This window comes from Roseibium sp. SCP15, assembly GCF_040329435.1.
Taxonomy (GTDB): domain Bacteria; phylum Pseudomonadota; class Alphaproteobacteria; order Rhizobiales; family Stappiaceae; genus Roseibium.
Map to the genome: position 1 here is coordinate 405,169 of NZ_JBDZYI010000004.1, position 23,785 is coordinate 428,953.

Here is a 23,785-nt window from a genome sequence, read left to right on the forward strand (position 1 = left end):
AGCCCTCAGGGAGGATCAATGTCGCGGTTACGTGGTTCCGTCACGATTGACGATGTGGCACGCCATGTTGGTGTTGCCAAAGGAACCGTGTCGCGGGTCCTCAACAACTACACGGACATTTCCGAAGAAACGCGCAAGCGCATTCTCAAGGCCGTCAAGGACCTGGGGTATCAGCCGTCTGCCACGGCCCGCAATCTGAAGCGCGGAAGACAGGACACGCTTGGCATCATCATCCCCGTTGGCCAGGGCAATGGTGCCGACCCTTTCCTGGCGGAATTCATCGACGGGATCGCTCGGGCTCTGGACGAGCTCGGGCTGGATCTCCTGGTCACGACCACCCATTCGCGCGACCATATGATCGAGAGCCTCAAGCGGCTGATCGCCCGGCGCAAGGTCGACGGGTTCATCGTGACCAGAACCGAGGTTCAGGATCCTCGCGTTGCCTATCTGAAAGAGCAGAATTTCCCGTTCGTTGCTCATGGGCGCACCGGCGACCCTTCCAATTATGCCTGGTTCGACATCGACAACGAGGCGACTTTCGCTGACGGCGTGCGTCATCTCTACAGTCTGGGCCACGAGCGGATCGGATATGTCGGCGGACCTCTGGAGCTCAATTTCGCCCTGCAGCGCCAGGAAGGCTACAGGCAGGGACTGGAATCGCTCGGCTTGCCACATGACCAGAGCTTGGAATCGCTGCAGGCGCTGAATGAAAAGGGTGGTTTTGCCGGTGCTAAAGCGTTGCTGTCACTGGAACGGCCGCCGACCGCTCTCTTGTGTGCGACGGATGCGCTGGCGATCGGAGCCGTTCAGTTCTGCCGCAAATTTGGTCTGGCAACGGGCTCGGATGTCACCGTCATCGGATATGACGGTCTGCCGGTCGGAGAATACCTGGATCCGCCACTGACTACATTTTCGCAAAGTGCTCAGGACGCAGGCGGTCACGTCGCCCGCATGCTGATCGACGTGCTCGACGGCAAGGATCCGACGAGCTTGCAGGCGCTTGCGAAGGCAAACCTCATTCGGAGGGCTTCTGACGGCCCGCCAACAATGACACCGGAGGCGCTCGCAGATGTGCTCCGGAACCGGCTGAACCAACAGCCAAATCCTGGCAGTAAGGGAGAGTAATTATGTTTGGGAGGACTAAATTCCTGGCCTCGACCATCGCGGGTGTGCTCGCGCTCGGTCTGACAACGGCACAGGCTGAAACGCTGCGTTTCTGGACGACGGAAGAGCAGCCCGAGCGTTTGGCCAAACAGGAAGAGATGGCGGCGGCGTTCAAGGACAAGACCGGCATCGAGGTTGAAGTCATTCCGGTAACGGAATCGGATCTGGGCACACGCGCAACCGCAGCTTTTGCTGCAGGTGATCTGCCGGACGTCGTCTATCATCCGCTGCAATACGCTCTGCCCTGGGCAGAGGCCGGCATTCTGGACACGGAAGCAGCAACCGAAGTCTTCGAAAACCTCGGTGCGGAGACCTTCGCGCCGGGTGCGGTGGCAATGGCTGCCGTTGAAGGCGGGATAGCATCGGTGCCGGTCGATGGCTGGACCCAGATGGTTGTCTACCGCAAGGACCTTTTCGACGAAAACGGACTTGCAGCCCCAGACAGCTTTGAAAACATTCTGGCCGCAGTTGAAAAATTGCATAACCCGCCGGAAATGTTTGCATTTGTCGCGGCAACCAAAATCGATGAAAACTTCATGAGCCAGGTGCTGGAGCATGTGCTGCTGGCAAATGGCGTAACGCCGGTCGACGGGAGCGGCTTCAAGGCGCTGGACGAGAAAAAGACGATCGAGGCCCTGGAGTTCTACAAGGCGATTGCCAAAGCTTCGCCTCCGGGAGATCTCTTCTGGAAACAGTCCCGCGAACTGTATTTTGCCGGTAAGGCAGCGATGATCATCTGGTCTCCTTTCATTCTGGATGAACTTGCAGGTCTGCGCGACAGCGCGCCGCCAACCATCACCGATGACCCGACCTCAAAAGAACTGGCCTCGAAAACCGGCGTCGTGACGACACTGAGCGGGCCGTCCAACCCGGATGGTGCAGCCTGGGCCGACGTTCGTTACTTCGGCATCACCAACGACGCGGACACGGAAGCTGCAATGCAGTTCGTCGAGTTCTCCATGGATGACGGTTACATGTCCACGCTTTCGATTGCTCCGGAAGGCAAGTTCCCGATCCGTCGCGGCACCAAGGACAATGCAACCCAGTTCGTTGACGGTTGGGCAAAGCTGCCGGTTGGCGTGGACCGTAAGGCTCCTCTGACAGAGCTTTATGATGCCGAAACGATCAAGACCATTGTCTCCGGTCTCGATACCGCCAGCCGCTGGGGCGTCAAGGAAGGGCAGCTGTCGATCGCTTCCAAGATCATCAACAGCCAGGCGATCAACAGGCTGGTGCGTGAATACATCGATGATGAGCGCGATGCAGCGGCGACCGTTGCCAAGCTCAACGAGGAACTGGCGAAGATCCAGTAACGAATGAACCCGCCCCAAACGGGGCGGGACCTTTCTTACGATCAAGGACCGGGCACCTGCATGCCAATTGCCCGGTCTCAATCTTCCAGGATCCCGGCGCTTGCAGTGCAGGGAGAACGGGGAGCGTATGCCTCGATGCCATCTGCCTGACCCCGCATTTGGCACCAATGCAGAGCCGGATTAATGAGCACACAAGACCAACAGCCCGTATCCCTGGGCCCGCCAAAGGGCATCGGCCCGATGCAGCGCCGCGAGATGTGGCTGGCCTACCTGATGCTGGCACCGACTTTCGCTATCATCCTGATGATCGTTGCCGGTCCTCTGCTGGCCAACTTCTGGATCAGCGTGAAGCCGGTTCAACTCGCAGATCTGCGCCCGCCGACCGTGCTGGTCAACGAGCGTTTGCGTGGAGGACCTGAAGCCGCAGGGGACAGCGCCACTCTGGAATACCGGCTTCGCAATTCCTCTCAGGAAGAGGAAATCAGAAACGTCGTCGTGAAAGACGAGATCCCTGAAGGATTTGACATTACAAGCCTGCCGGACGTGTGTGCACTTGATGGGCGGGCGATGACCTGCACCATCGGTACCGTGGAACCCGGTTGGCGGGAGCGGCTCAGAATTGAAGGAATTGTCTCGGACGCGTTTCTTGCAGCCGATAGACCCGAACGTGCCAGCAGTCCGGTGGTATCCGGCGAGGCCAACAACATCCTGACAAACTTCGATTTCACGCTGGAAAACTTCTCAAGGATCTTCAGTGCCGAGGAATTCTGGTCGGTTCTGCGAGTGACCTTCTACTACACCATTTTCGGAACGGGTGGTGCGCTGGTGTTGGGGCTGTTTGCCGCCCAGCTGTTGAACACGGTGTTCGTCGGGCGCGGGTTCATGCGCGGGCTGTTCCTGTTTCCCTACGTCTCGCCGGTTATTGCCGTCGCCTTCACCTGGGTCGTGCTGTTCGATCCGTTTTCCGGCACGGTGAATGCGCTCCTGACGAAAATGGGTGTTGTCTCAGACCCCATCAATTTCTTCGGCCAGCGCGCCATCGACTTTTCCGTGTTCGGCATTTCGTTCGAGTTTCCGCTGGCGCTGACGACGGTGATCGCATTCGAAGCCTGGCGTTATTTCCCACTGTCATTCTTGTTCATTCTGGCGCGCATGCAGTCCATCAACACCGACATGTACGAAGCGGCTGAAATGGACGGGGCCACACCGCTGCAGCAGTTCTGGTACCTGTCCCTGCCGCAGTTGATGGGCATTCTTTCGGTGCTCTTCCTGCTCCGGTTCATATGGACCTTCAACAAGTTCGACGACATTTTCCTGCTGACTGGCGGAAATGCCGGCACGCGGACCCTGACAGTGGACGTATATGAACAGGGCTTTGCGCTTTCCAACCTGGGCGCCGGCGCGGCGGTAGCGGTTGTTGTGTTCGTCGTATTGGTCACCTTCGCGACCTTGTTCATCCGCTTCTCACCGAAGGAGGAAGGGCTATGAGACCAGCGAGTGTTCTGCTCACTGCCGTCACCGGCCTGATCTGGGGCGTCACAGCCATGGTTGTCATCGGTGTCACGTTGACACTCATCACGGGCGAAGTGGCATTGCCGCAGGCAACGGCCGCCGGTATTGCCGGTCTCCTGAGCGCGTTGATCTTTGTCTGGCGCAAGTCGTCTGACAGCGCCGGGGGACTTCCCGCCTGGGCGCTGTCAGCGATCACCGTCTTTCTGGTGCTGATGGTGGCATCTTTCGCCGCACCGTTTACCTTGCCGCTGAACACGGTGCCTGTCTGGCAGGGGCTGGCTGTTATCCTGTTTGTCTTCAGCGTAACTGCCGCCAATTCCATCAGCCTGTCGAACGCACGTCTCGGTGCCCTGACACGCTATGAGCGCGAGCTTATTTACATCCGCATAGCCAAGGGCATTGGTTTTGTCATTTTCACGATCATCGTAGCCCTGCCGTTCTACGTCATGGTGATGACTTCGCTGAAGAGCCAGCAAACCCTTCTGGCCAATCCCCTGGATCTGTCGATCGACTTTTCCAAGGGGCTGGACGGGCTGTTCCGCTCATATGTGGAGCTCTTTACCCAGTTCAATTTCGGTCGCTATCTGCTGGTTTCCGCCTATGTGTCGGTGTCGACGGTTGTCCTGACGCTGTTGTTTTCCGTACCCGGAGCCTATGCGGTCTCCCGACTGCGATTTCCCGGACAGGCCATGTTGGCGCGGTCGGTTCTCCTGATCTACATGGTGCCGGCCATCGTTCTGGTGATCCCGCTTTACGCGGTGTTCTCCCAGCTCGGCCTGCGCAACACTCTGACCGGCCTCCTGATCGTTTATCCGGCAACGACCATTCCGGTCGCGCTTTACATGCTTCAGGGATATTTCCGCGGCTTGCCGTCGGAATTGGAGGAAGCCGGCCTGATGGATGGTCTGACACGGATCGGCGTGATCCTGAAAATCACGCTGCCGCTGTCCTTGCCTGCACTGGCATCCGTTTCCCTTTACGTCTTCATGATCGCCTGGAATGAGTTCCTGTTCGCGTTCATGTTCCTGGACAATCCGGACATCTTCACCCTGTCGCGTGGTGTCGTGTCCCTCAATTCCTCCGAGGTGCCTCGTCAGCACCTGATGGCGGGCGCGGTGATCGCGACCGTGCCCGTCCTCGTCATTTTCCTCTGGTTCGAGCGCTTCCTGGTCCAAGGCCTCACGGCCGGCAGTGTCAAGGGCTGAATATTCAACACGGGCGCAAAAGACGCCCAAGGAGTTACCTGTGTCTCACGCAGAATTAGATCAGACAGCCAAGTCCATCCTGATCGAAAACGATCAAGGCGGCTATACGATCCCGACAAAAGGGCTCTACCCTTATCAGTGGAACTGGGATTCGGTTTTTGTGGCCCTCGGCTTTGCCACGTTCGATCAGGACCGCGCCTGGCGTGAAGTCGAGATGTTGTTCGAGGGCCAGTGGCGCGACGGCATGGTGCCGCATATTCTCTTCCGCAAGGACGACCCGAGTTATTTCCCCGGACCATCCGTCTGGGGAACGGACGGGGGACCGATCCCGAGCTCCGGTCATTCCCAGCCTCCGGTGGCGGCAACGGTCATCCGCGATCTCGTGAATGCGGACCCAAGCGGAAAGGCTCTGGAACGCGCGGCGGGGCTGTTGCCGAACCTGATGAACTGGCACCGCTGGTATCTCACCTACAGAGATCCGAAAGGGCAGGGCGTTCTGGCTGTCATCCATCCGTGGGAATCGGGCCGGGACAATCTTCCCGACTGGGATGAAGCCTTGCGGGCCGTGGAGGTCAAGGACATTGGACCTTACGAGCGCAAGGACACATCGCATGTCGACCCGGCCATGCGTCCACACAAGGAAGACTACGACCGCTATTTGAGCATCATGGCTGCTTGCCGGTCGGTCGACTGGGATCCGGCGGAGGTTGCCAGGACCTGTCCGTTCTTTGTCGCTGACCCCGGCGTCACCTTCATTTTCCTGAGAGCGAACCGGGATCTCCTCGCTCTTGCGGAGCAGCTGGGCAAGGCAGAGGAAGCGGAAGAAATTCGGGGTTGGATCTCCCGAATGGAAGCAGGCGCCAGAACGCTCTGGCACGAAGACCTGAAGGCCCATGTCGGCGTGGATCAACGCTCCGGCAAAATGACCGACGGAATTTCAAGCGCAGCCTTTCTGGCCCCCTACGCCGGTTTGACAGGAGCCGAAACACTCGGTGCCCTGCAGACGCATTTCGACAGGATTGCCGGCAAAGTCCGCTATCTGATGCCGTCCTATGATCCGGACCATCAGAGCTACGAGCCGCTGCGATACTGGCGGGGACCTGTCTGGGCCATGATCAACTACATGATTGCGCGGGGATTTGCTGAAGCGGGTGACCAGCTTCGAGCGGAAAAGCTGCGAGCGGACACGGCGGATCTCATCGCGACAAGCGGATTTGCGGAATATTTCAGCCCTGAAACGGGTGTTGGTGCCGGTGGTGGCACGTTTTCCTGGACCGCAGCCATCTGGCTTGCCTGGGCATCGCCCTCTCATTCGCAACAAGCAGCATAGGATCGGGGGAGAACATGGGAGCAATCCAGCTCAACAAGGTCGAGAAGTGGTTCGGCAACCTCCAGGTCATCAAGGGCATCGATCTGGATATCAAGGATGGAGAGTTCGTGATCTTCGTCGGCCCTTCCGGCTGCGGCAAATCCACATTGCTTCGCCTGATTTCCGGATTGGAAGAAAGCAGTCGCGGAACCATTGAAATCGACGACAAGGACGTAACCGCACTGCCGCCCTCCGGGCGCGGCCTTTCGATGGTGTTCCAGTCTTATGCGCTGTACCCGCACATGTCGGTCCGGGAGAATGTAGGTTTCGGGCTCAAGACAGCCGGCGCGCCAAAGGATGAGATCGAACGCAAAGTGAATGCGGCTGCTGATGTTCTCAAACTGGATGAGTATCTGGACCGGCGGCCGAAAGCGCTCTCAGGTGGTCAGCGCCAACGTGTTGCCATCGGCCGCGCAATCGTTCGCGAACCAAGCGCCTTCCTCTTCGATGAGCCGCTGTCGAACCTTGATGCTGCCCTTCGGGTGGAAATGCGTTTTGAGGTTGCCCGGCTGCACAAGAGTCTCGGCACGACAATGATCTACGTGACCCACGACCAGGTTGAAGCAATGACGCTTGCCGACAAGATCGTGGTGCTGCAATCCGGTCGGATCGAGCAGGTCGGGTCACCGAGGGAGCTGTATGAACGGCCCGACAATCTGTTTGTCGCGCAATTCATCGGTTCGCCGAAAATGAATGTGTTGCCGTGTGCGGTTGAAGGCGACCAGTTTTCGCTTCAAGGACATGGCGGCGGTCATTATCCGCATGCCGATCTCAAGCAAAAGCCGATCAAACTCGGTATCCGGCCAGAGCACATCGATGTCGTTGGCTCGGCGGAAGGACACTGCGTAGGAACCGTGGAAGTTGCCGAATATCTGGGGGCGGACACGTTCCTCTATGTCGCGCTGGACGGTCTGGACACAATCCTCGTGCGTATCAATGGCAGCGACGAGATTGAAGAAGGCACGCGCATCGGGCTCAAGTTCGATGAAAGCCGAATGCATTTCTTCGACAGCAAGGACCAGGCCATTCGATAGCGAACGGCGTGTTACCGGGGAATGACATCGACCTTGTGACTGGTGGTCTGAGAACCTGATGTTCGAAGGACGCCTTTCACAGGGGTGGCGTCGCCATAGTCGCGGCCCCTGGCAACGACGATATGATCCTGGCCGACGCGCAATGCGTTGGTCGGGTCGTATTCGATCCAGCCGATTTCAATGCCGCACCATGCGCGCACCCACGCATGCATTGCATCGGCACCTTCCAGGCGGGCCTGGCCTTCCGGGGGGATGGTTCTCAGGAAGCCGCTGACGTAACCTGCGGGGATGCCGACGCTTCTGAGACATGCGATCATGATGTGGGAATAATCCTGACAGACACCATGCCGCCTTTCGAATGCCTCCAGCGCGGGTGTGTCGACCGTCGTTGCTTCCACATCGAAAGTCATGTCCTGGCGCAATGCCTTGCCGATGGCTTCGACCACCGAGATGGTGCTCATGCTGTGGTTCAGGTGTTCTTCCGCATAAACGGCAAAGGCAGGCGCCTGCGGCAGACGAGGGGACGGCGCGAGAAAATGGACCGGTTCTTCCGGGCCGAGTGACTGGATGGCGGTGAGCTCACGACCAAGTGCTTTCAGCGGTGGCGAAATGTCGAGTTCCGCCGGTGTTGCGATGCGATCGATCCGTGCATTCAGCCTGAAGCGCAATTCACTGTGAGACTTTCGATAGACCACGTCGGTAACCGCGTTGCCGAAGAAATCGGTCCTGTCCCGGCGTTCGGTCGGTCCGGGAGAAAGCCGGATATTTCCCGAGACAAGCCGCTGTTCCCCCTCCAGGTGAGCCGGCATCAAACGCAGGGCATGCCGACCCGAATTGGCCGGAGTGGCATAGTCATAGATGATCTCAAGGCTCAGATCGTAAAGCACTGTTATCTCGTGAAGGGTTGGCGGAGCACATGGACGGTGGTCTCAGCGAATATAGGCATCTGTCAGCTCCACGGAGAGGTAACCGATCTGGTCGCGCAGATCTGCAAGCGCCTCTGGCGTCAACGTTTCAGCAGTGGCAATTGCCAGGGTCGTGTGTACCTGAAGGATGGATCGGGCCAGTTCCGACAGGTAACCATGCTCGTCGGCATCGGGCAGAACGCTGATATGATCCTTCATATCGGTCAGTTGATACATGACAGAGCGCGGGTTCTTGGGGTCCATTGCCAACAGATCCAGAACCGTGGCCTTGCTGAGTGATACCGCATATCGCCGGCTCATCGACATGGCGCTGTCACCCACCTCCAGCAGCAATTCCAGTGACCCTTCGGGGGCATCCGGTGCGGTGTAGACCGACAGGAGGTCCGCCATCCTGTGCGCGCGCTCCAGTGCGCGGCCGATGCTCAGGAAACGCCACCCGGTGAAGCGGTACATATTTTCATGAACCAGTCCGGAAAACCCTGTGATCTTTCTCAGCAGCAGACCCATTGCCCTTGGAACATCCGTATCCGAGCGCATCACGCGCCGTGCACCATTTGCGGTCTGGGCGAGATCGTTCAGCGCCAGCCAACCGTCGACCGAGAACCGGTCCCGGACCTTGCTTGCACTGATAACTGCCGACTGCAGCATCGCGCACAGTCCTTCGGGGATCGGGGAAGCAGATGTCGGAGCAACACCGACGCTTTCCAGAAACTCGGCTGTTTGAGAAACAAGCGGGGATTCCGGGTCCGCGGTTTCCAGCAATCGGGCATGGTAGGCACGCAACAGCCGGACGGCGCCTTCTGCTCGCTCCACATAACGTCCGAGCCAGAACAGATTGTCCGCAGCGCGCGATGGCAACGCGCCGGCCTGCGATTTGAAAAACGGAGATTCCGTCTGGTGAAGCAGGGTTTCCTTCTTCGTTTTCCTGCCGCCGACGATCCAGACATCTGCCGCAGAGCCACCGGCCTGCATGGCAATGGCGCTCGCGTCTTCGCTCCGCCCGATCCGTGCAAAACCGCCCGACATGACCTCCCAGCCATTAGAGGTTCTTGCCAGAAACACGCGAAGGCTCATCGGGCGGGGAACGAGCAAGCCGTCGTGATAAGCAGGTGTCGTGGATAGCGTGACCGCCTCCTGGGCAACCAGATTCTGGCTCTGGCTGTCGATCCATGTTTCAAGAATGCCCTTGTGAAATTTTCCGAAATCCCGGCCGATAAAGTCCGTTTGCGCAGAAGAAAACGGCAAGGCCGTCGACCGGGCGGGGCTGAACATCATCGTTTCAGCATGCTCTTTCACATAGGTTCTTGTTCCCTCTTCGCCGCACCACCAGGTCGCGACGTTGGGCAGTTTCAGACTTTCTCCAAGAAGATGCTCGCTGATGCGTGGCAGGAATGCCAGCAGGGCGCGGGTTTCCAAAATGCCGGTGCCCAGAGCGTTGACCATCGTCACTGAACCCTGTCTGACCGCCTGAACCAGCCCGGGGGTGCCGATATGCGAGGTCGCGTTCAGCTCAACCGGGTCGGCCCATGCCGTATCAAGCCGTCGCCACAACACACTGACCGGTTTCAGGCCCGCAACGGTGCGCACCATCAGTCGACCGTCCTTGACGCTCAGGTCTTCACCCTCCAGCAGCATGAAGCCGAGATACCGGGCGATATAGGCATGTTCGAAATAAGTGTCGTTGAGCGGGCCGGGTGTCAGGATGGAGACGCGGCTGTCCGTCTCGTCGCGCAGGTCGACAAGATGATCCCGAAACTGGCGAAAGAACCCGGCCAGGCGGTGAACATTCGCCTTTGCAAAAAACTCGTTGAAGACCCTGCCGGTGGCAACACGGTTCTCCAGCGCAAACCCTGCGCCGGACGGTGCTTGCGCCCTGTCGGAAAGCACCCACCATCGTCCGTCCGGACCTCGGCCGATCTCAAATGCCAGAAAATGAAGATAGTGTCCGGACTTTGGAGAAATGCCGACCAGTGGACGTTGCCATTCCGGACTTTCAGCAACCAGGCTCGCGGGCAGATATCCTTCGCTGACGAGGCTGTTTTTGCCGTAAAGGTCCGCGACCACATGTTCCAGCAGTTCAGCCCGCTGCACCAATCCTTGTGCGATGACGTTCCAGTCGTCTTCGCTGATGATGACGGGGATATGACTGAGCGGCCATTCCCGTTCGTGGGCGCCGTCCTGACCGTATTGCCGGAAATAGACGCCGGCATCGTTGAGATACTGGTTGCCACGAGCGAACCGGTCGGCGATCTCATCGGGTGTCAATGAGTTCAGGTGGTTCAAAAACGGCCGCCATACGGCGCGAACCTGACCATCGGGGTCCAGGAGTTCATCCGAAACGCCGGAATAGGGCTGATAGGATTTCAGCAGTTCGTATCCGGGATCTTTTGCGGTTTCGTCCAAGCTCATTCATTCATCCCGGGCGGAAATGCCCCAAGTTCCGGAAGCTGTCAGATATTCTGAGGCCGCCGCAGGTCCAAGGTCAACGGAAACTCCGGATGTGGCCGTTCTTCCTGCGGCGTGTACAGGCCCGGGGTATGACCGTGCGGCTCGAAACGGGCAAGTCTTCTGGCGTCGGCTTCATTGCCGTTAACCGGAAAGGTTTCATAGTTCCGGCCGCCAGGATGGGCAACGTGATATACGCAACCGGCAAGGGCCCTGCCACTCCAGCGGTCGAAAATATCGAAGGTCAGCGGCGCGTCAACCGGATGGGTGGGATGCATTGCCATGGCTGGTTGCCAGGCCTTGTAGCGGACACCGGCGACGGATACGCCATTCGTTTCCGTTTTTTGCAGGGGCAGCATGCGTCGGTTGCAAGTGACGGTATAGCGTTCGGGATCGCCCGTCGTGAGTTTTACCTGCAGGCGCTCTGTTGAACTGTCGGTGTAGCGCACGGTGCCTCCTATGGCGCCGGTCTCGCCGAGCACGTGCCAAGGCTCCAGTGCCTGTCTCAGTTCCAGATGGACGCCGTCCACTTCGGTTTCGCCGCAGAAGGGGAACCGGAATTCGGCCTGAGCCTCGAACCATTCGGAGCGTATGGGGAAGCCTTGCTGGTCCAGGTCACGCAGGACTTCCAGAAAGTCTGCCCAAACATAGTGGGGCAGCATGAAACGGTCATGGAGCGTTGTACCCCATCTGGTCAGGTTGCCGGATATCGGCTGCTGCCAGAACCTTGCAATCATGGCTCGTAACAGCAATTGCTGCGCAAGGCTCATGCGGGGATCGGGCGGCATCTCGAAGCCACGAAACTCCACAAGGCCCAGGCGGCCCGTGGGACCGTCCGGCGAATACAGCTTGTCGATGCAGATTTCAGCGCGGTGAGTGTTGCCGGTTACGTCCACCAACATGTTGCGCAGCAGGCGGTCAACGAGCCAGGGGAACGGTGGAGGCCCGTCTTCCGGCCTGCCGATCCGGCTGAGCGCCACCTCGAGCTCGTAAAGACTGTCGTGACGTGCCTCATCGATGCGTGGAGCCTGAGACGTCGGGCCGATGAACAGTCCCGAGAACAGATAGGAAAGACTGGGATGCCGTTGCCAGTGAAGTATCAGGCTGCGCAACAGGTCGGGCCGTCGCAGAAACGGACTGTCGAGCGGTGTTGCACCACCGACAACGACGTGGTTGCCGCCGCCTGTTCCGGTGTGCTTGCCGTCGATCATGAACTTGTCGGCTCCCAGGCGTGATTGCCGGGCTTCTTCATAGACGCCTTCGGTGATCGAAACACATTCCTGCCAGTTGGAGGCCGGGTGAATGTTTACTTCGATGACACCAGGGTCGGGTGCTACACGGATCACGTTCATGCGTGGATCAGGCGGGGGAGGGTAACCTTCGATATGCACCGGGATACCCAGGTCGGTCGCAGCAGCTTCAGCAGCAGATACCAGTTCCAGATAGTCCTCGACCCGTTCCACCGGAGGCATGAACACGCAAAGTCGACCGTCCCGTGGTTCGATGGACATTGCCGTACGCACCGCTCCTTCACCGGTTTCATCATGCAGCAGTTCCTGTTCCCGCCGTACCTGCTGACCTTCAGCTGGCGTGAAGCTGGCAACCTCCTGTTTGCGGTCCTGTGTGTGGCCCGCCGGGAACTCCGGCAGTTCGTCGCGAGGGACCGTCGGGTCGGCAACGTTCGTATATGGGTACTGGGCAGGGGGGACATGAGGGAGGGATTCCAGCGGTAACCTGTAACCCACAGGACTGTCGCCGGGAACCAGAAACAGTTCCTTGCGGCGCAGCTTCCAGCGCTCCGAGCGCCATCGCCCGTCGCTTGATCTCGATTGCCATCGCTGAACCGGGAGAACGAAACCGGCAGGTGTTGTCAGCCCTCGGTCGAAGACCCGTGCAATTCGGTGACGGGCTTCAAGGTCTTCCAGTTCCGAATTTCCGGGGGTGACGTTTTCCGGCAAATTGGCTTCTTTCACCATCCAGACCGCGGGATCTTCATAGGCTGGAAGAACATAGTCCGGATCGACATTCAGATGTCGTGCAATCTGCTGCATAAGCGCCTGTGCATTCGCAGCGTTCGCACCTGTGTCGCTGCCTTCTTCCGCGATGAGCTCTGGCTCATGCCAGATCGGGTTCTCGTCCCGGCGCCAATAAAGGGAAAAGGTCCAGCGGGGCAGTGTTTCGCCAGGGTACCATTTGCCTTGCCCATAGTGCAGGAAACCACCCGGCGCGAAGCGGTCACGCAGCTTGCGGATCAGCGTGTCCGCGCGCTGCCTTTTCGTTGGGCCAACGGCATCAGTGTTCCATTCGTCCGATTCAAAATCGTCAATCGAAACAAAGGTAGGCTCGCCGCCCATGGTCAGACGCACATCTTCCCTTGTCAGGATGCGGTCGACACTCTCTCCAAGCCTGTTCAGCTCAGTCCATGCCTCTTCGGAAAAAGGCTTGGTTATGCGCGGGTGTTCGGCGACGCGCGCGACCTTCATGTCGAATGAGAAATCCACTTCCGCGTTGCTGGCCATTCCAACGATTGGAGCGGCATTTGAATAATGCGGTGTTGCCGCCAACGGTATGTGGCTTTCCCCGGTCAGCAGTCCGGATGTCGGATCAAGACCGACCCAGCCGGCGCCGGGGAGGTAGACCTCTGCCCAGGCATGAAGGTCGGTGAAATCGTGGTCCGTTCCGGAGGGACCATCCAGGGCTTCCAGATCCGGTTTCAGCTGGATGAGGTAGCCGGAGACGAAGCGCGCGGCAAACCCCAGATGCCGAAGTGCCTGGACCAGAAGCCAGCTGCTGTCGCGGCAGGAGCCGGTCCTTTTTTCGAAGGTCTCCTCCGGGGTCTGCACGCCTGGCTCCATGCGGATGACGTAACCGATCTCCTCCGAAACCCGGGCATTCAAGGCCACGATGAAATCAACGGTTCTCTGTCTGTCTCGCGGCGTTTTTTCAAGAAAGGCCTGCAAATGGGGCCCGAGGGGCTCCGTTCGCTGATAGATCTGGAGATCTTCGCGAAGCTCTTCCGGATAACTGAATGGCCATTCTTCAGCGCTTTCCTCGACAAAAAAATCGAACGGGTTATAGACCGTCATGTCCGCGACCAGATCCACCTCGATCTTGAATTCGCGGACCGGCTCGGGAAAGACGAACCTCGCCAACCAGTTGCCGTAGGGGTCTTGCTGGTGATTGACGAAATGGCCGGCGGGCGAAACCTTCAAGGAATGCGAGAGTACCCGTGTGCGACTATGGGGTGCGGGGCGGAGCCGGATTATCTGGGGGCTCAGCGTGACCGGGCGGTCGTAACGATAATGGGTCAGGTGATAGATGCTTGCTTGAATAGACATTCCAAGACCCCGATCGCCTATTGGAGTAGAAAGCCGAAACCTAGGTTTTCACAAAATTCCTCTCAGCACCACGCTATTCTCCAGGCAGTGGCCTGAGCACTCTGTGCACCCTCATCAGCTGTCGTTTTCCTGCCGAGTGCCCCCAAGGGATGCAGGATCGAGCCAATATGACGGCTCGTTGATCGGTGTCTGGTCGCTCAAGTTGGGGTTTGAGATCGAAAAAATCCTGCGTTCGCTCAAGTTTGCCCGAGAAAGATCAGCGTGATGAAAATCCAGGAAGTGCTGATCGAATGATCCATCGGCGATCATCTGCTTCAGTCCGATCTCGATGACTTGCGCAAGTTCGGGATGTGCCGGGCTGACGAAGAAGTAGGTTGGAAGCGGGATGAACAGGCAAAGTGTCTTTTCAACGATCAGGTTCTCGTTTCCGCCGACAAAGCTCTCCTGCTCCTTGAAAACTTCATTTATTCCACGGCCAAAGGTCACGAAGCGCCTCAGCTTGAGCATCTTGAACAGCGCTTCATAGTCCTCACTTGTCACGACCTGGAAACCGGCCTGTTCCATGACTTTTCGCGTTGACCATTGTGCGCCGGAACCGGTGGGTAGGGCCTGAAGTTCTTCCAGTGTGTCCACCTCGGCCAACGCGGCCTGATCCTGCTCGTTGATGAGAAACAGTCTGTAGCCTTGAACACCTTTTCTGATAGGGATGCGGATTGGCAGAAGTTTATCTTCCCATCCGGGCTTGGGAGCTTCGGCAATCACATGGATGTTTTCACCCTTGATGAGCTCCTGAAGAAGCCTGTCTCTGGAGTATTGAGTTGTGGCCTGCGCGACCTGCGCAAATGCGCCGGTTCTTTCAAGCACCTTCTCCAGCAGGATTTCCACATATCTGTACCTGCTGTCATCCTGCCCGTGCGGCTTGAGCGTAACAATTCTGGCAGGAATGGAAATTTCCGCGCGCGCCGGTGCGAACACGGAAAAACCCAGAACAATCAACATGCATGCCGTGAACAGTCTGTGCATCTGAGATCCGATGCCGCCCTTCAACCGAAATCGTCGGCCGGAGTGTGCGGATGTTTTCTTACCTTACGGTAAATTTGCCTGACTTCGGAAAGGGCTAGCAATCGATGAGCCGGTGAAATAAATTCAAGGTGAATGATGGTTCAGGTTTTACTGTCGAAGCCTGACAATCATCCACATTGGTCCACACATATTGGAGATTATATGTGTGTAAATGCGAGCTAGTCCTGCGGGGCACATTTGTTGCGGCTATGATGCGGTTCGCAGGAAGGGTAGCCGGTGTACGGGATGCCGGGACATCATCGGAGGCGCGATGCAAGTGAAGATGATGGTCGCTCGAGTATTGGGCGCATGGTTTGTCTGCATGTTTTCCGGCCTTGTCCAGGCTGCTGATTTCAACGTAACATTCATTAATCCCGGTGGTGAGAGCGGGTTCTGGGGCGAAGTCTCGCGCTCGATGGAGGCTGCTGCCTCGGATTTGAATGTCGATCTGGAAATTCTCAACGCCAATCGTCAGCCCTACGCCATGGAAGAGCTGCTCCAGGAGCGGTTGAGCGAAGGTGACCTTCCCGACTACTTCATACTGGTCAACGAGAACCAGGCTGCTGCGCGGCTCATGCAGCTTCTTGCAGGGAAGCCCAGCAAGGTTTTCTTTCTGCTCAACAAGCTGACGCCGAAACAGAGGTTTATTCTGGAAGGCCGGAATATCGATCTGCACAACGTCGTTGCCTCCATCGTCCCGGACAATGAAACCGCGGGATACGAAATGGCGCAGTCTCTGTTTGAACACGCGCGCGCACTTAAGCCGGACCGGGAAGAAATCCGTCTTCTGGCGTTGACCGGAGACTCGAGCACACCTGCCGGGCTGGAACGTGAGCTTGGCATGATGCGCGCGGTGGCGGACAATCATGACGTCAGGCTTATTCACGCAATTCCTGTGAACTGGAGTGAAGAAACCGCCAATCAGCGCACCGGCAATGTGCTTGCCCGCACCCAGGTCGATGTTGTCTGGGGGGTAAATGATGCAATTGCATTTGGAGCGCAGAAAGCTGCCATCGAAGCCGGGCTGACGCCGGGTGAAGACATTCTGTTCTCAGGACTCAATTGGTCTACACGCGCAATGCAGGCCGTGAGTGACAACAAGATGACCATGACGCACGGTGGGCACTTCTTCGCCGGTGCCTGGGCGATCGTCATGCTTCGGGACCATTTCTTCAGAAGCTTTGACGGCGAGATGTTTGTCGACGTTCTGTTCAAGATGTCGCCGATCACGCCTGAAAATGTGGATTTGTACCTGTCACGATTGGGCGACGGCAACTGGGAGAAAATCGACTTCTCCCGGTTTTGCAAGACAAGGAATGGAAACAGTCACTATGACTTTTCCTCCAGTGCAATTCTGGAAGCGGCCGGCAGCTGATACTTAGCGACCTGGGCGCAATAGAGTTCCGCCTACCGCAACGCTCGAGGCGAGCCGGTTCCTAAGATACTGAATTCTCTCCTGTTCAATAGATGTGTTCCAGAGGTATAGAACCTTGAGAGGCTTGTCGGAGCCTGGTGGGAGAGAGAAATGACAGACAAGAAAAAGACTGGCGGTGCCTATAATCCTGAAGCCGAAGGAGCCGAAATGGCCTTCTCGGACAAGATGTCCTACGGCGACTATCTCGGCCTGTCGCAGATCCTGACGGCGCAGAAAACCCTTTCCGACGCGCCCGATGAGCTTCTCTTCATCATCCAGCACCAGACATCAGAGCTCTGGATGAAGCTGATGCTGCATGAGCTCAATGCGGCACGAGACGCGATTTCCAACGACCATATGCCTGAAGCCATGAAGTTGCTTGCGAGAGTCAGTCGCATCATGGAGCAGCTCAACTCGGCCTGGGACGTTTTGCGCACGATGACGCCGAGCGATTACACGCAGTTTCGTGATGACCTGGGTCTGTCTTCGGGGTTCCAGTCTCTGCAATACCGGCTGATTGAGTATGCGCTCGGAAACCGGAATGTGGCGATGGTCAAGCCGCACGAACACGATCCGGATAGTCTTGCCTTGCTGCAAGGCGAACTCGCTCAACCGAGCCTCTATCAGGTTGTTCTGGCGTTTGCGCGTCGTCAGGGGCTTGAGGTGCCGGATGACGTGATCTCCGGGCCTTCCGCCGAACCGCACCGGGAAGTGGCAGCGATCATGGATCTATGGCAGGCGGTTTATCGAGATCCTTCCCGTTACTGGGCGCTTTACGAAGTCGGCGAAAAGCTAGTGGACCTTGAAGACTATTTCCGGCGCTGGCGTTTCAATCACGTCACGACCGTTGAGCGGGTGATCGGTTTCAAGAGAGGCACTGGCGGGACAGGGGGTGTTTCCTATCTGAAGCGTATGCTTGAAGTGGAGCTGTTTCCCGAACTCTGGCACGTCAGGACATCGCTTTAGGTCAGGGCAGGAGCGATGCAACACTCGTCCTCCCGTTAACCGGTCCTCCCAAATGCCGGTTTGCCATCAGCCAATGTGCCGATAGAGTGTCCATCCAATGGCTTCGGCAGAAAGCCTTCATGGATTTTTGATAGAGGGGATATCCAGATGTTGAAACGACTTGCTGCAGCGGCAAGCCTGATTGCCATTTTGTCCGGAAGCGCGCTGGCTGAACCGGTCAAGGTGGGCATGATTACGACCCTTTCCGGCGGCGGAGCCGGTCTGGGCATCGATGTGCGCGACGGTTTCCTGCTGGCGGTCAAACAGGCCGGCAATGATGATATTGAGGTCATTGTGGAGGATGACCAGCGCAAGCCGGACATCGCTGTGCAGCTCGCCGACAAGCTGGTTCAATCCGAGAAGGTCGATGTCCTGACGGGTATCATCTGGTCCAACCTTGCGATGGCGGTTGTGCCCGCCGTCACTGCTCAAGGCAAATTCTACCTGTCGCCGAACGCTGGGCCGTCCGCGCTGGCCGGCAAGGGCTGCCATCCTAACTACTTCAACGTTGCCTGGCAGAACGACAACCTGCATGAAGCGGCCGGTGCCTATGCCAAGGAGGCAGGTTACAAGAAAAGCTTCATCCTCGCGCCGAACTATCCGGCCGGCAAGGATGCGCTGACAGGCTACAAGCGGTTCTACGATGGTGATCTGGCAGGCGAGATCTACACCAAGCTCGGGCAGACCGACTATGCGGCGGAGCTTGCGCAGATTCGCGCGTCCGGTGCAGACAGCGTGTTCTTCTTCCTGCCCGGTGGCATGGGGATTTCGTTCCTGAAGCAATATGCCGACAGCGGCATCGACCTGCCGGTTGTCGGTCCCGCCTTCTCGTTTGACCAGGGCATTCTGCAGGCCGTTGGTGATGCGGCGCTGGGCGTGAAGAACACCAGCCAGTGGAACAAGGACATCGACAACGACACCAACAAAGCCTTTGTCGAAAGCTTCCAGGCCGAATATGGCCGTCTGCCATCTCTGTATGCCTCTCAAGGCTTCGACACCGCCAACCTGCTTCTGTCAGCCATGGCGAAGGCCGACGTGAAAGATGCCGACGCCTTCAGGGCAGCGTTGGAGGCTGCGGACTTCAGCTCGACACGCGGTGATTTTGCGTTCGGTCCGAACCACCACCCGGTTCAGGACATCTACGTTCGCGAAGTGATCAAGGAAGGCGACGTCTACACCAACAAGATCATCGGCACGGCGCTGGAAGACCGCGCTGACGCCTATGCGGGCGAGTGCAATATGTAAGCCCTCTTCGAGGCCGATACGAAGAACACAAGGCGCGGCCGTGAGGTCGCGCCTTTTTTGGCAATAGTCTCACGAATGGTCATCCTGAACGTCGCGACGCAAAGTTCAGGAATCCGAGGTCAATCGTTGTCAAGCTGACCAAGGGTAAGAGTTTCGGGCTTTTGGGTGCTAGCTCGCGTTGCGATTGGCTGGATGTCGGTGGAAATAGTGTGATCCGTCTCTATTTCCTGAAAGTTCCTGCGTCGATCATCTGCTGGAACATGTCTTCCATGGACTCCTTGAACGGACGATAGGTGACGCCAAGGGCTTGCTTGCTCTTGGAATTGTCGGCTCGCCATTTGATGTCGACATTGTTGGTCACGAACTTGCGCGGAATACCACCGATGATCGGTCCGACCGCCCAGACAATCCATTTCGGCAGCGACTTGCGCGGTACCGGGTAGCGGTCGCCGTATTTTTCGATGAGCGACTTGCCGAGTTCCAGAAGGTTGGTGTTGTGACCGGACACGATGTGCCGGCCTTCGACTTCTTCCAGGAAGCCTGCCGCAACGTGTGCCTTGGCGAGGTCGCGAACATCGACGGCCCCAATTCCAAGCTTCGGTGCACCTTGTTTCATAGTGCCGTCGCCCATCTGACGCACGATGTTAAAGCTCTCCGAAGTCGGTTTCTTTGAAAGCGCCGGACCGATGACAAGCGATGGATTGATCGTGACCAGCTTGAAGCGTTCCTGGCCAGCGGCGATTTTCCAAGCTTCTTTTTCTGCCAGCGTCTTGGAATAGCTGTAGGGCTGATAGGAAAGAGATGCGGTCGTGTTCCACACATCTTCGGTCAGGAGACCGCCAGGAGCCGAGTGGCAGTCGATGGCATCGGAGTACATCGCGGCGCAGGAGCTGGTCACGACAATGCGTTCGACTGATTTAGTCTTGATCGCGGTTTCCAGAACGTTGCGGGTTCCGTTCACGGCGGGCTCAATCAATTCCTTCTTCGGATTTCTGACATTCACAGCGAATGGGGAGGCCGTGTGAAAGACGATGGAACACCCATTCATCGCCTCCGCGTATGAGCCTTCATCAAGCAGGTCGGTCTTGAAGAACCTGATGCTCCCGGGCGCGCCATCTGCAATGCTCGTCAGATGAGCCAACCCAGCGGTGTGGTCGGGATTGCGGACTGCGGCGTGTACGGTCACGCCGGCCTCAAGCAATTCCCTTACCAACCAACCGGCCACATATCCGCTCGCGCCAGTTACCAGCACCGGTGCATCGGTGGAAACCTTCATACTTCTGGTCCTTGCAGTAAGATTTCCAATTTCAATTTCCTTCACGGCAGGCGGCACCGATCCTGCGCTCAAGGGGCTGTCTCAGCTGGAAATCAGTTTTAGATCGATAGTTGGAAAATAGAAATCTCGAATAATTTGAGAACTGCAAAAGGTGTCAACGTGCCTGCAGATCACGCCAGGGCGGGGTGTCAGGACGCTATACTGCATTGCGAAAACTTTCTTATGTTTTCGTTTTGCGATGCAAACGAAGCTCAGAAGAGCGAACTTCGCGCTCAATCTGAAAGACCCGAAACTTCAATTTTCGCTACATCTCTTGTCAAATTTGTGCCACACTGCCTTCAGTGAACAGGCTGGTTCTCAGGTGGAAAGGGCCTTTTCTTTGGAGGTCATGATGGTAGAAGTTTATAAAAAACAATAACTTAATACTCGATACCATCAAATTGAAAATCTACTAAAAAATTAGTTTGACAACATGGCAGCGGTGTGGCCATGTATGCCTAGCCGGATAAACACGGCTCTTAAATTCTCACGGGAGGAGACGCAGATGCGTAAGTATCTACTCTCCGCAGTTGCAGCTGGTGCTGTACTTGCGGGAGCAGGGTCTGCTTTTGCCGACGAAGCTGCGGCAAAGAAGTGGATCGACCAGGAATTCCAGCCATCCGTTCTGAGCAAAGATGAGCAGCTTGCTGAAATGCAGTGGTTCATCAACGCCGCAGAGCCGTTCAAGGGCATGGAAGTCAACGTTCTGTCCGAAGGCATTCCGACACACTCTTACGAGTCGGAAGTCCTGACCAAGGCGTTCGAAGAAATCACGGGCATCAAGGTCAATCACCAGATCCTCGGTGAAGGTGAGGTGGTTCAGGCCGTTCAGACCCAGATGCAGACCGGCCGGAACCTCTATGACGCCTATGTCAACGATTCCGACCTGATCGGCACCCATTCCCGCCTTCAGCTGGCCTACAACCTGACCGACTGGATGGGTGGCGCTGCCAAGGACGTTACCAACCCGGGTCTCGACCTCGGCGACTTCATGGGTACCCAGTTCACCACCGGCCCGGATGGCGACCTTTACCAGTTGCCCGACCAGCAGTTCGCGAACCTCTACTGGTTCCGCAAGGACTGGTTCGAGCGCGAAGACCTGAAGAAGGCCTTCAAGGAAAAGTACGGCTACGAGCTCGGCGTTCCGGTCAACTGGTCCGCATATGAGGACATTGCCGAATTCTTCTCCAAGGACGTCAAGGAAATCGACGGCGTTGCCATCTACGGTCACATGGACTACGGCAAGCGTGCTCCGGACCTTGGCTGGCGCATGACCGATGCCTGGCTTTCCATGGCTGGTGCCGGCGACAAGGGTGAGCCGAACGGCGTACCGGTCGACGAATGGGGCATCCGCATGGAGGAAGGCACCTGTAATCCGGTTGGTGCTTCCGTTTCCCGCGGTGGTGCAGCAAACGGCCCGGCGGCTGTCTACGCGATCCGCAAGTGGGACGAATGGCTCCGCAACTATGCGCCTCCAGGTGCTGCAAGCTTTGACTTCTACCAGTCCTTGCCAGCTCTCAGCCAGGGCAACGTTGCTCAGCAGATCTTCTGGTACACCGCGTTCACCGCGGACATGGTGAAGCCGAAGTCCGAAGGCAACAACACCGTGGATGACGAGGGCAACCCGCTGTGGCGGATGGCTCCGAGCCCGCATGGTCCCTACTGGGAAGAAGGCCAGAAGGTCGGTTATCAGGACGTGGGTTCCTGGACGATCCTGAAGTCCACTCCGGAAGACCGCGCAAAAGCCGCATGGCTCTACGCTCAGTTCGTTGTCTCCAAGACAGTCGACACCAAGAAGAGCCATGTTGGTCTGACCTTCATCCGCGACAGTACCGTCAATCACGAGTCCTTCACCGAGCGCGCACCGAAGCTTGGTGGTCTGGTCGAGTTCTACCGCTCGCCTGACCGTGTTGCCTGGTCCCCGACCGGCATCAACGTTCCGGACTATCCGAAGCTGGCCCAGATCTGGTGGCAGCAGATCGGTGACGTGAACTCCGGTGCCTTCACACCGCAGGAAGCGATGGATCGTCTTGCGGAAGAAATGGACATCGTCATGGCCCGCATGCAGCAGGCTGACGAACGTGCCAATGTTTACGGTGGCTGCGGCCCGCGTCTGAACGAAGAGTCGGATCCGCAGGAATGGCTGAACAAGCCGGGTGCTCCCAAGGCGAAACTCGAAAACGAGAAGCCGCAGGGCAAGACCGTGAACTACGACGAGCTGGTTGCCCGCTGGGCAACGAAGTAAGCCGGAGCAAAGCTCTAGCAACATCCGGACCGGGGCTAAGTCCCCGGTCCCTCACCGATCCGATTGTTACGGGCGGCGAAGCCTGAGCTTCGCAAGAGTAGACCCAGTGCGGACGCGGGCAAGATTTCATGTCTCTTGAACTAAAAAACGTCAGCAAGCGCGTGCAAGGCATTACGCATGTCAAAGACACGAGCCTGACCCTTCATCCCGGCCACTTCAACGTTCTCCTCGGAGAAACCGGTTCGGGCAAAACCTCGCTGATCAAGCTGATGGCCGGCCTCGACAGCCTGGCATCCGGGCAGATCATACTGAATGGCAAGGATGTTTCCCGCCTTTCAGCGCAAAAGCGCAACATCAGCCTGGTGCACCAGTTTTTCGTCAACTACCCGCATATGTCGGTCTTCGACAATATCGCATCACCGCTGAAAATTGCGGGTGTCGCGAAGTCGGAAATCGAGGGCCGGGTAGAAGAAGCGGCGAACATCCTCAAACTGAAACCCTATCTGAACCGTAAGCCGAACGAGCTGTCCGGTGGTCAGCAGCAGCGCACGGCGCTTGCCCGTGCGATCGTGAAGGAAAGCGATGCGGTCTTCCTTGATGAGCCGCTGGCGAATCTCGACTACAAGCTGCGCGAAGAATTGCGTGACCAGCTGCCGGAATTGTTCGCAGGCCGCGGTGCTGTTGTCGTTTATGCGACATCCGAACCTGAAGAAGCGCTCCTTCTCGGTGGCCAGACAGCCCTGATGACGGATGGAAATGTCGTCCAGTTCGGCCCAACTGCCGAGATCTACCGAAATCCCAAGGATCTGGACGCTGCCAAGGTGTTCTCCAATCCTCCAATCAATGTCGCACCGGTCACCAAGCAGGGCGACACGGTGATCCTCAGTGACAACGTCCGCTGGGCGGCCTCGTCCGCTGTCGCCGCTCTCTCGGACGGACCTTACACACTTGCGATCCGGCCAAACCATGTCATGCCGGTTGAATCGGCTGATCATACAGTGCGCCTCGAGGGTCATGTTCAGGTGACGGAACTCAGCGGTTCTGAAAGCAGTGCCCATTTCGACATGGACGGTCATTCGTGGGTGTCGCTGTCTCCGGGTGTGCATCCTTATTTCGTCGGCGAAGTCCACACATTCTATCTGGATCCGAGCCATTGTTTCTTCTTTGCGCCTGACGGCCAGTTGGCGGCTTGA

The 23,785-nt window shown here is 57.6% G+C and carries 16 protein-coding genes; 11 read left to right on the top strand and 5 right to left on the bottom strand.

All coding sequences use genetic code 11. From position 1 onward, the window contains the following. Positions 1-18: 18 nt before the first annotated feature. The 6 genes from ABLO27_RS21760 to ABLO27_RS21785 all read left to right on the top strand — a co-directional run bounded on the left by ABLO27_RS21760 (position 19) and on the right by ABLO27_RS21785 (position 7,597). A complete protein-coding gene (locus tag ABLO27_RS21760; protein WP_353035676.1) occupies positions 19-1,125 on the top strand; it encodes a LacI family DNA-binding transcriptional regulator in 1,107 nt (368 codons plus the stop codon). Positions 1,126-1,127: 2 nt separating this feature from the next. After that, positions 1,128-2,477, top strand: coding sequence for an ABC transporter substrate-binding protein (locus ABLO27_RS21765; RefSeq protein WP_353035678.1), 1,350 nt, complete (start codon positions 1,128-1,130; stop codon positions 2,475-2,477). 183 nt (positions 2,478-2,660) lie between these two features. Continuing rightward, positions 2,661-3,965, top strand: a complete 1,305-nt coding sequence (locus ABLO27_RS21770) for a carbohydrate ABC transporter permease (RefSeq protein WP_353035680.1) — start codon at positions 2,661-2,663, stop codon at positions 3,963-3,965. Next, positions 3,962-5,194: a carbohydrate ABC transporter permease gene (locus ABLO27_RS21775; protein ID WP_353035681.1), complete on the top strand. Its 1,233-nt coding sequence runs from the start codon at positions 3,962-3,964 to the stop codon at positions 5,192-5,194. Before ABLO27_RS21770 ends, ABLO27_RS21775 begins: the two co-directional genes overlap by 4 nt. Before the next feature lie 40 nt (positions 5,195-5,234). Continuing rightward, positions 5,235-6,524 carry an MGH1-like glycoside hydrolase domain-containing protein gene (locus tag ABLO27_RS21780; RefSeq protein WP_353035683.1) on the top strand — a complete coding sequence of 430 codons (1,290 nt, stop codon included), beginning with the start codon at positions 5,235-5,237 and terminating at the stop codon, positions 6,522-6,524. Between the two features lie 14 nt (positions 6,525-6,538). Further along, complete coding sequence (locus ABLO27_RS21785; RefSeq protein WP_353035685.1) at positions 6,539-7,597, top strand: ABC transporter ATP-binding protein; 1,059 nt, start codon at positions 6,539-6,541, stop codon at positions 7,595-7,597. An 11-nt stretch (positions 7,598-7,608) separates the two neighbouring features. Here the strand turns inward: ABLO27_RS21785 and ABLO27_RS21790 are convergent, their stop codons facing one another. The 4 genes from ABLO27_RS21790 to ABLO27_RS21805 form a co-directional block, all read right to left on the bottom strand. Beyond that, positions 7,609-8,484 carry a transglutaminase family protein gene (locus ABLO27_RS21790; protein WP_353035687.1) on the bottom strand — a complete coding sequence of 292 codons (876 nt, stop codon included), beginning with the start codon at positions 8,482-8,484 and terminating at the stop codon, positions 7,609-7,611. A 42-nt stretch (positions 8,485-8,526) separates the two neighbouring features. Continuing rightward, positions 8,527-10,932 carry a circularly permuted type 2 ATP-grasp protein gene (locus ABLO27_RS21795; protein WP_353035689.1) on the bottom strand — a complete coding sequence of 802 codons (2,406 nt, stop codon included), beginning with the start codon at positions 10,930-10,932 and terminating at the stop codon, positions 8,527-8,529. Positions 10,933-10,973: 41 nt separating this feature from the next. Continuing rightward, positions 10,974-14,306: a DUF2126 domain-containing protein gene (locus ABLO27_RS21800; RefSeq protein WP_353035691.1), complete on the bottom strand. Its 3,333-nt coding sequence runs from the start codon at positions 14,304-14,306 to the stop codon at positions 10,974-10,976. Between the two features lie 114 nt (positions 14,307-14,420). Next, complete coding sequence (locus tag ABLO27_RS21805) at positions 14,421-15,329, bottom strand: hypothetical protein (protein ID WP_353035693.1); 909 nt, start codon at positions 15,327-15,329, stop codon at positions 14,421-14,423. Between the two features lie 310 nt (positions 15,330-15,639). Here ABLO27_RS21805 and ABLO27_RS21810 point away from each other — a divergent pair, with 310 nt between their 5' ends. The 3 genes from ABLO27_RS21810 to ABLO27_RS21820 all read left to right on the top strand — a co-directional run bounded on the left by ABLO27_RS21810 (position 15,640) and on the right by ABLO27_RS21820 (position 19,032). Continuing rightward, a complete protein-coding gene (locus tag ABLO27_RS21810; protein WP_353035695.1) occupies positions 15,640-16,743 on the top strand; it encodes an ABC transporter substrate-binding protein in 1,104 nt (367 codons plus the stop codon). A gap of 150 nt (positions 16,744-16,893) precedes the next feature. Next, positions 16,894-17,748 (top strand): tryptophan 2,3-dioxygenase, encoded by an 855-nt coding sequence (kynA, locus tag ABLO27_RS21815; protein ID WP_353035697.1) that lies wholly within the window; start codon positions 16,894-16,896, stop codon positions 17,746-17,748. Positions 17,749-17,895: 147 nt separating this feature from the next. Next, positions 17,896-19,032 (top strand): ABC transporter substrate-binding protein, encoded by a 1,137-nt coding sequence (locus ABLO27_RS21820; RefSeq protein ID WP_353035699.1) that lies wholly within the window; start codon positions 17,896-17,898, stop codon positions 19,030-19,032. Positions 19,033-19,252: 220 nt separating this feature from the next. Here the strand turns inward: ABLO27_RS21820 and ABLO27_RS21825 are convergent, their stop codons facing one another. Further along, entirely contained in the window at positions 19,253-20,308 is a 1,056-nt protein-coding gene (locus ABLO27_RS21825) for an NAD-dependent epimerase/dehydratase family protein (RefSeq protein WP_353035701.1), read from the bottom strand. Positions 20,309-20,852: 544 nt separating this feature from the next. Here ABLO27_RS21825 and ABLO27_RS21830 point away from each other — a divergent pair. After that, on the top strand, positions 20,853-22,592 hold the full coding sequence (locus ABLO27_RS21830) for an ABC transporter substrate-binding protein (RefSeq protein ID WP_353035703.1): 1,740 nt from the start codon (positions 20,853-20,855) through the stop codon (positions 22,590-22,592). 128 nt (positions 22,593-22,720) lie between these two features. Then, on the top strand, positions 22,721-23,785 hold the full coding sequence (locus tag ABLO27_RS21835; protein ID WP_353035705.1) for an ABC transporter ATP-binding protein: 1,065 nt from the start codon (positions 22,721-22,723) through the stop codon (positions 23,783-23,785).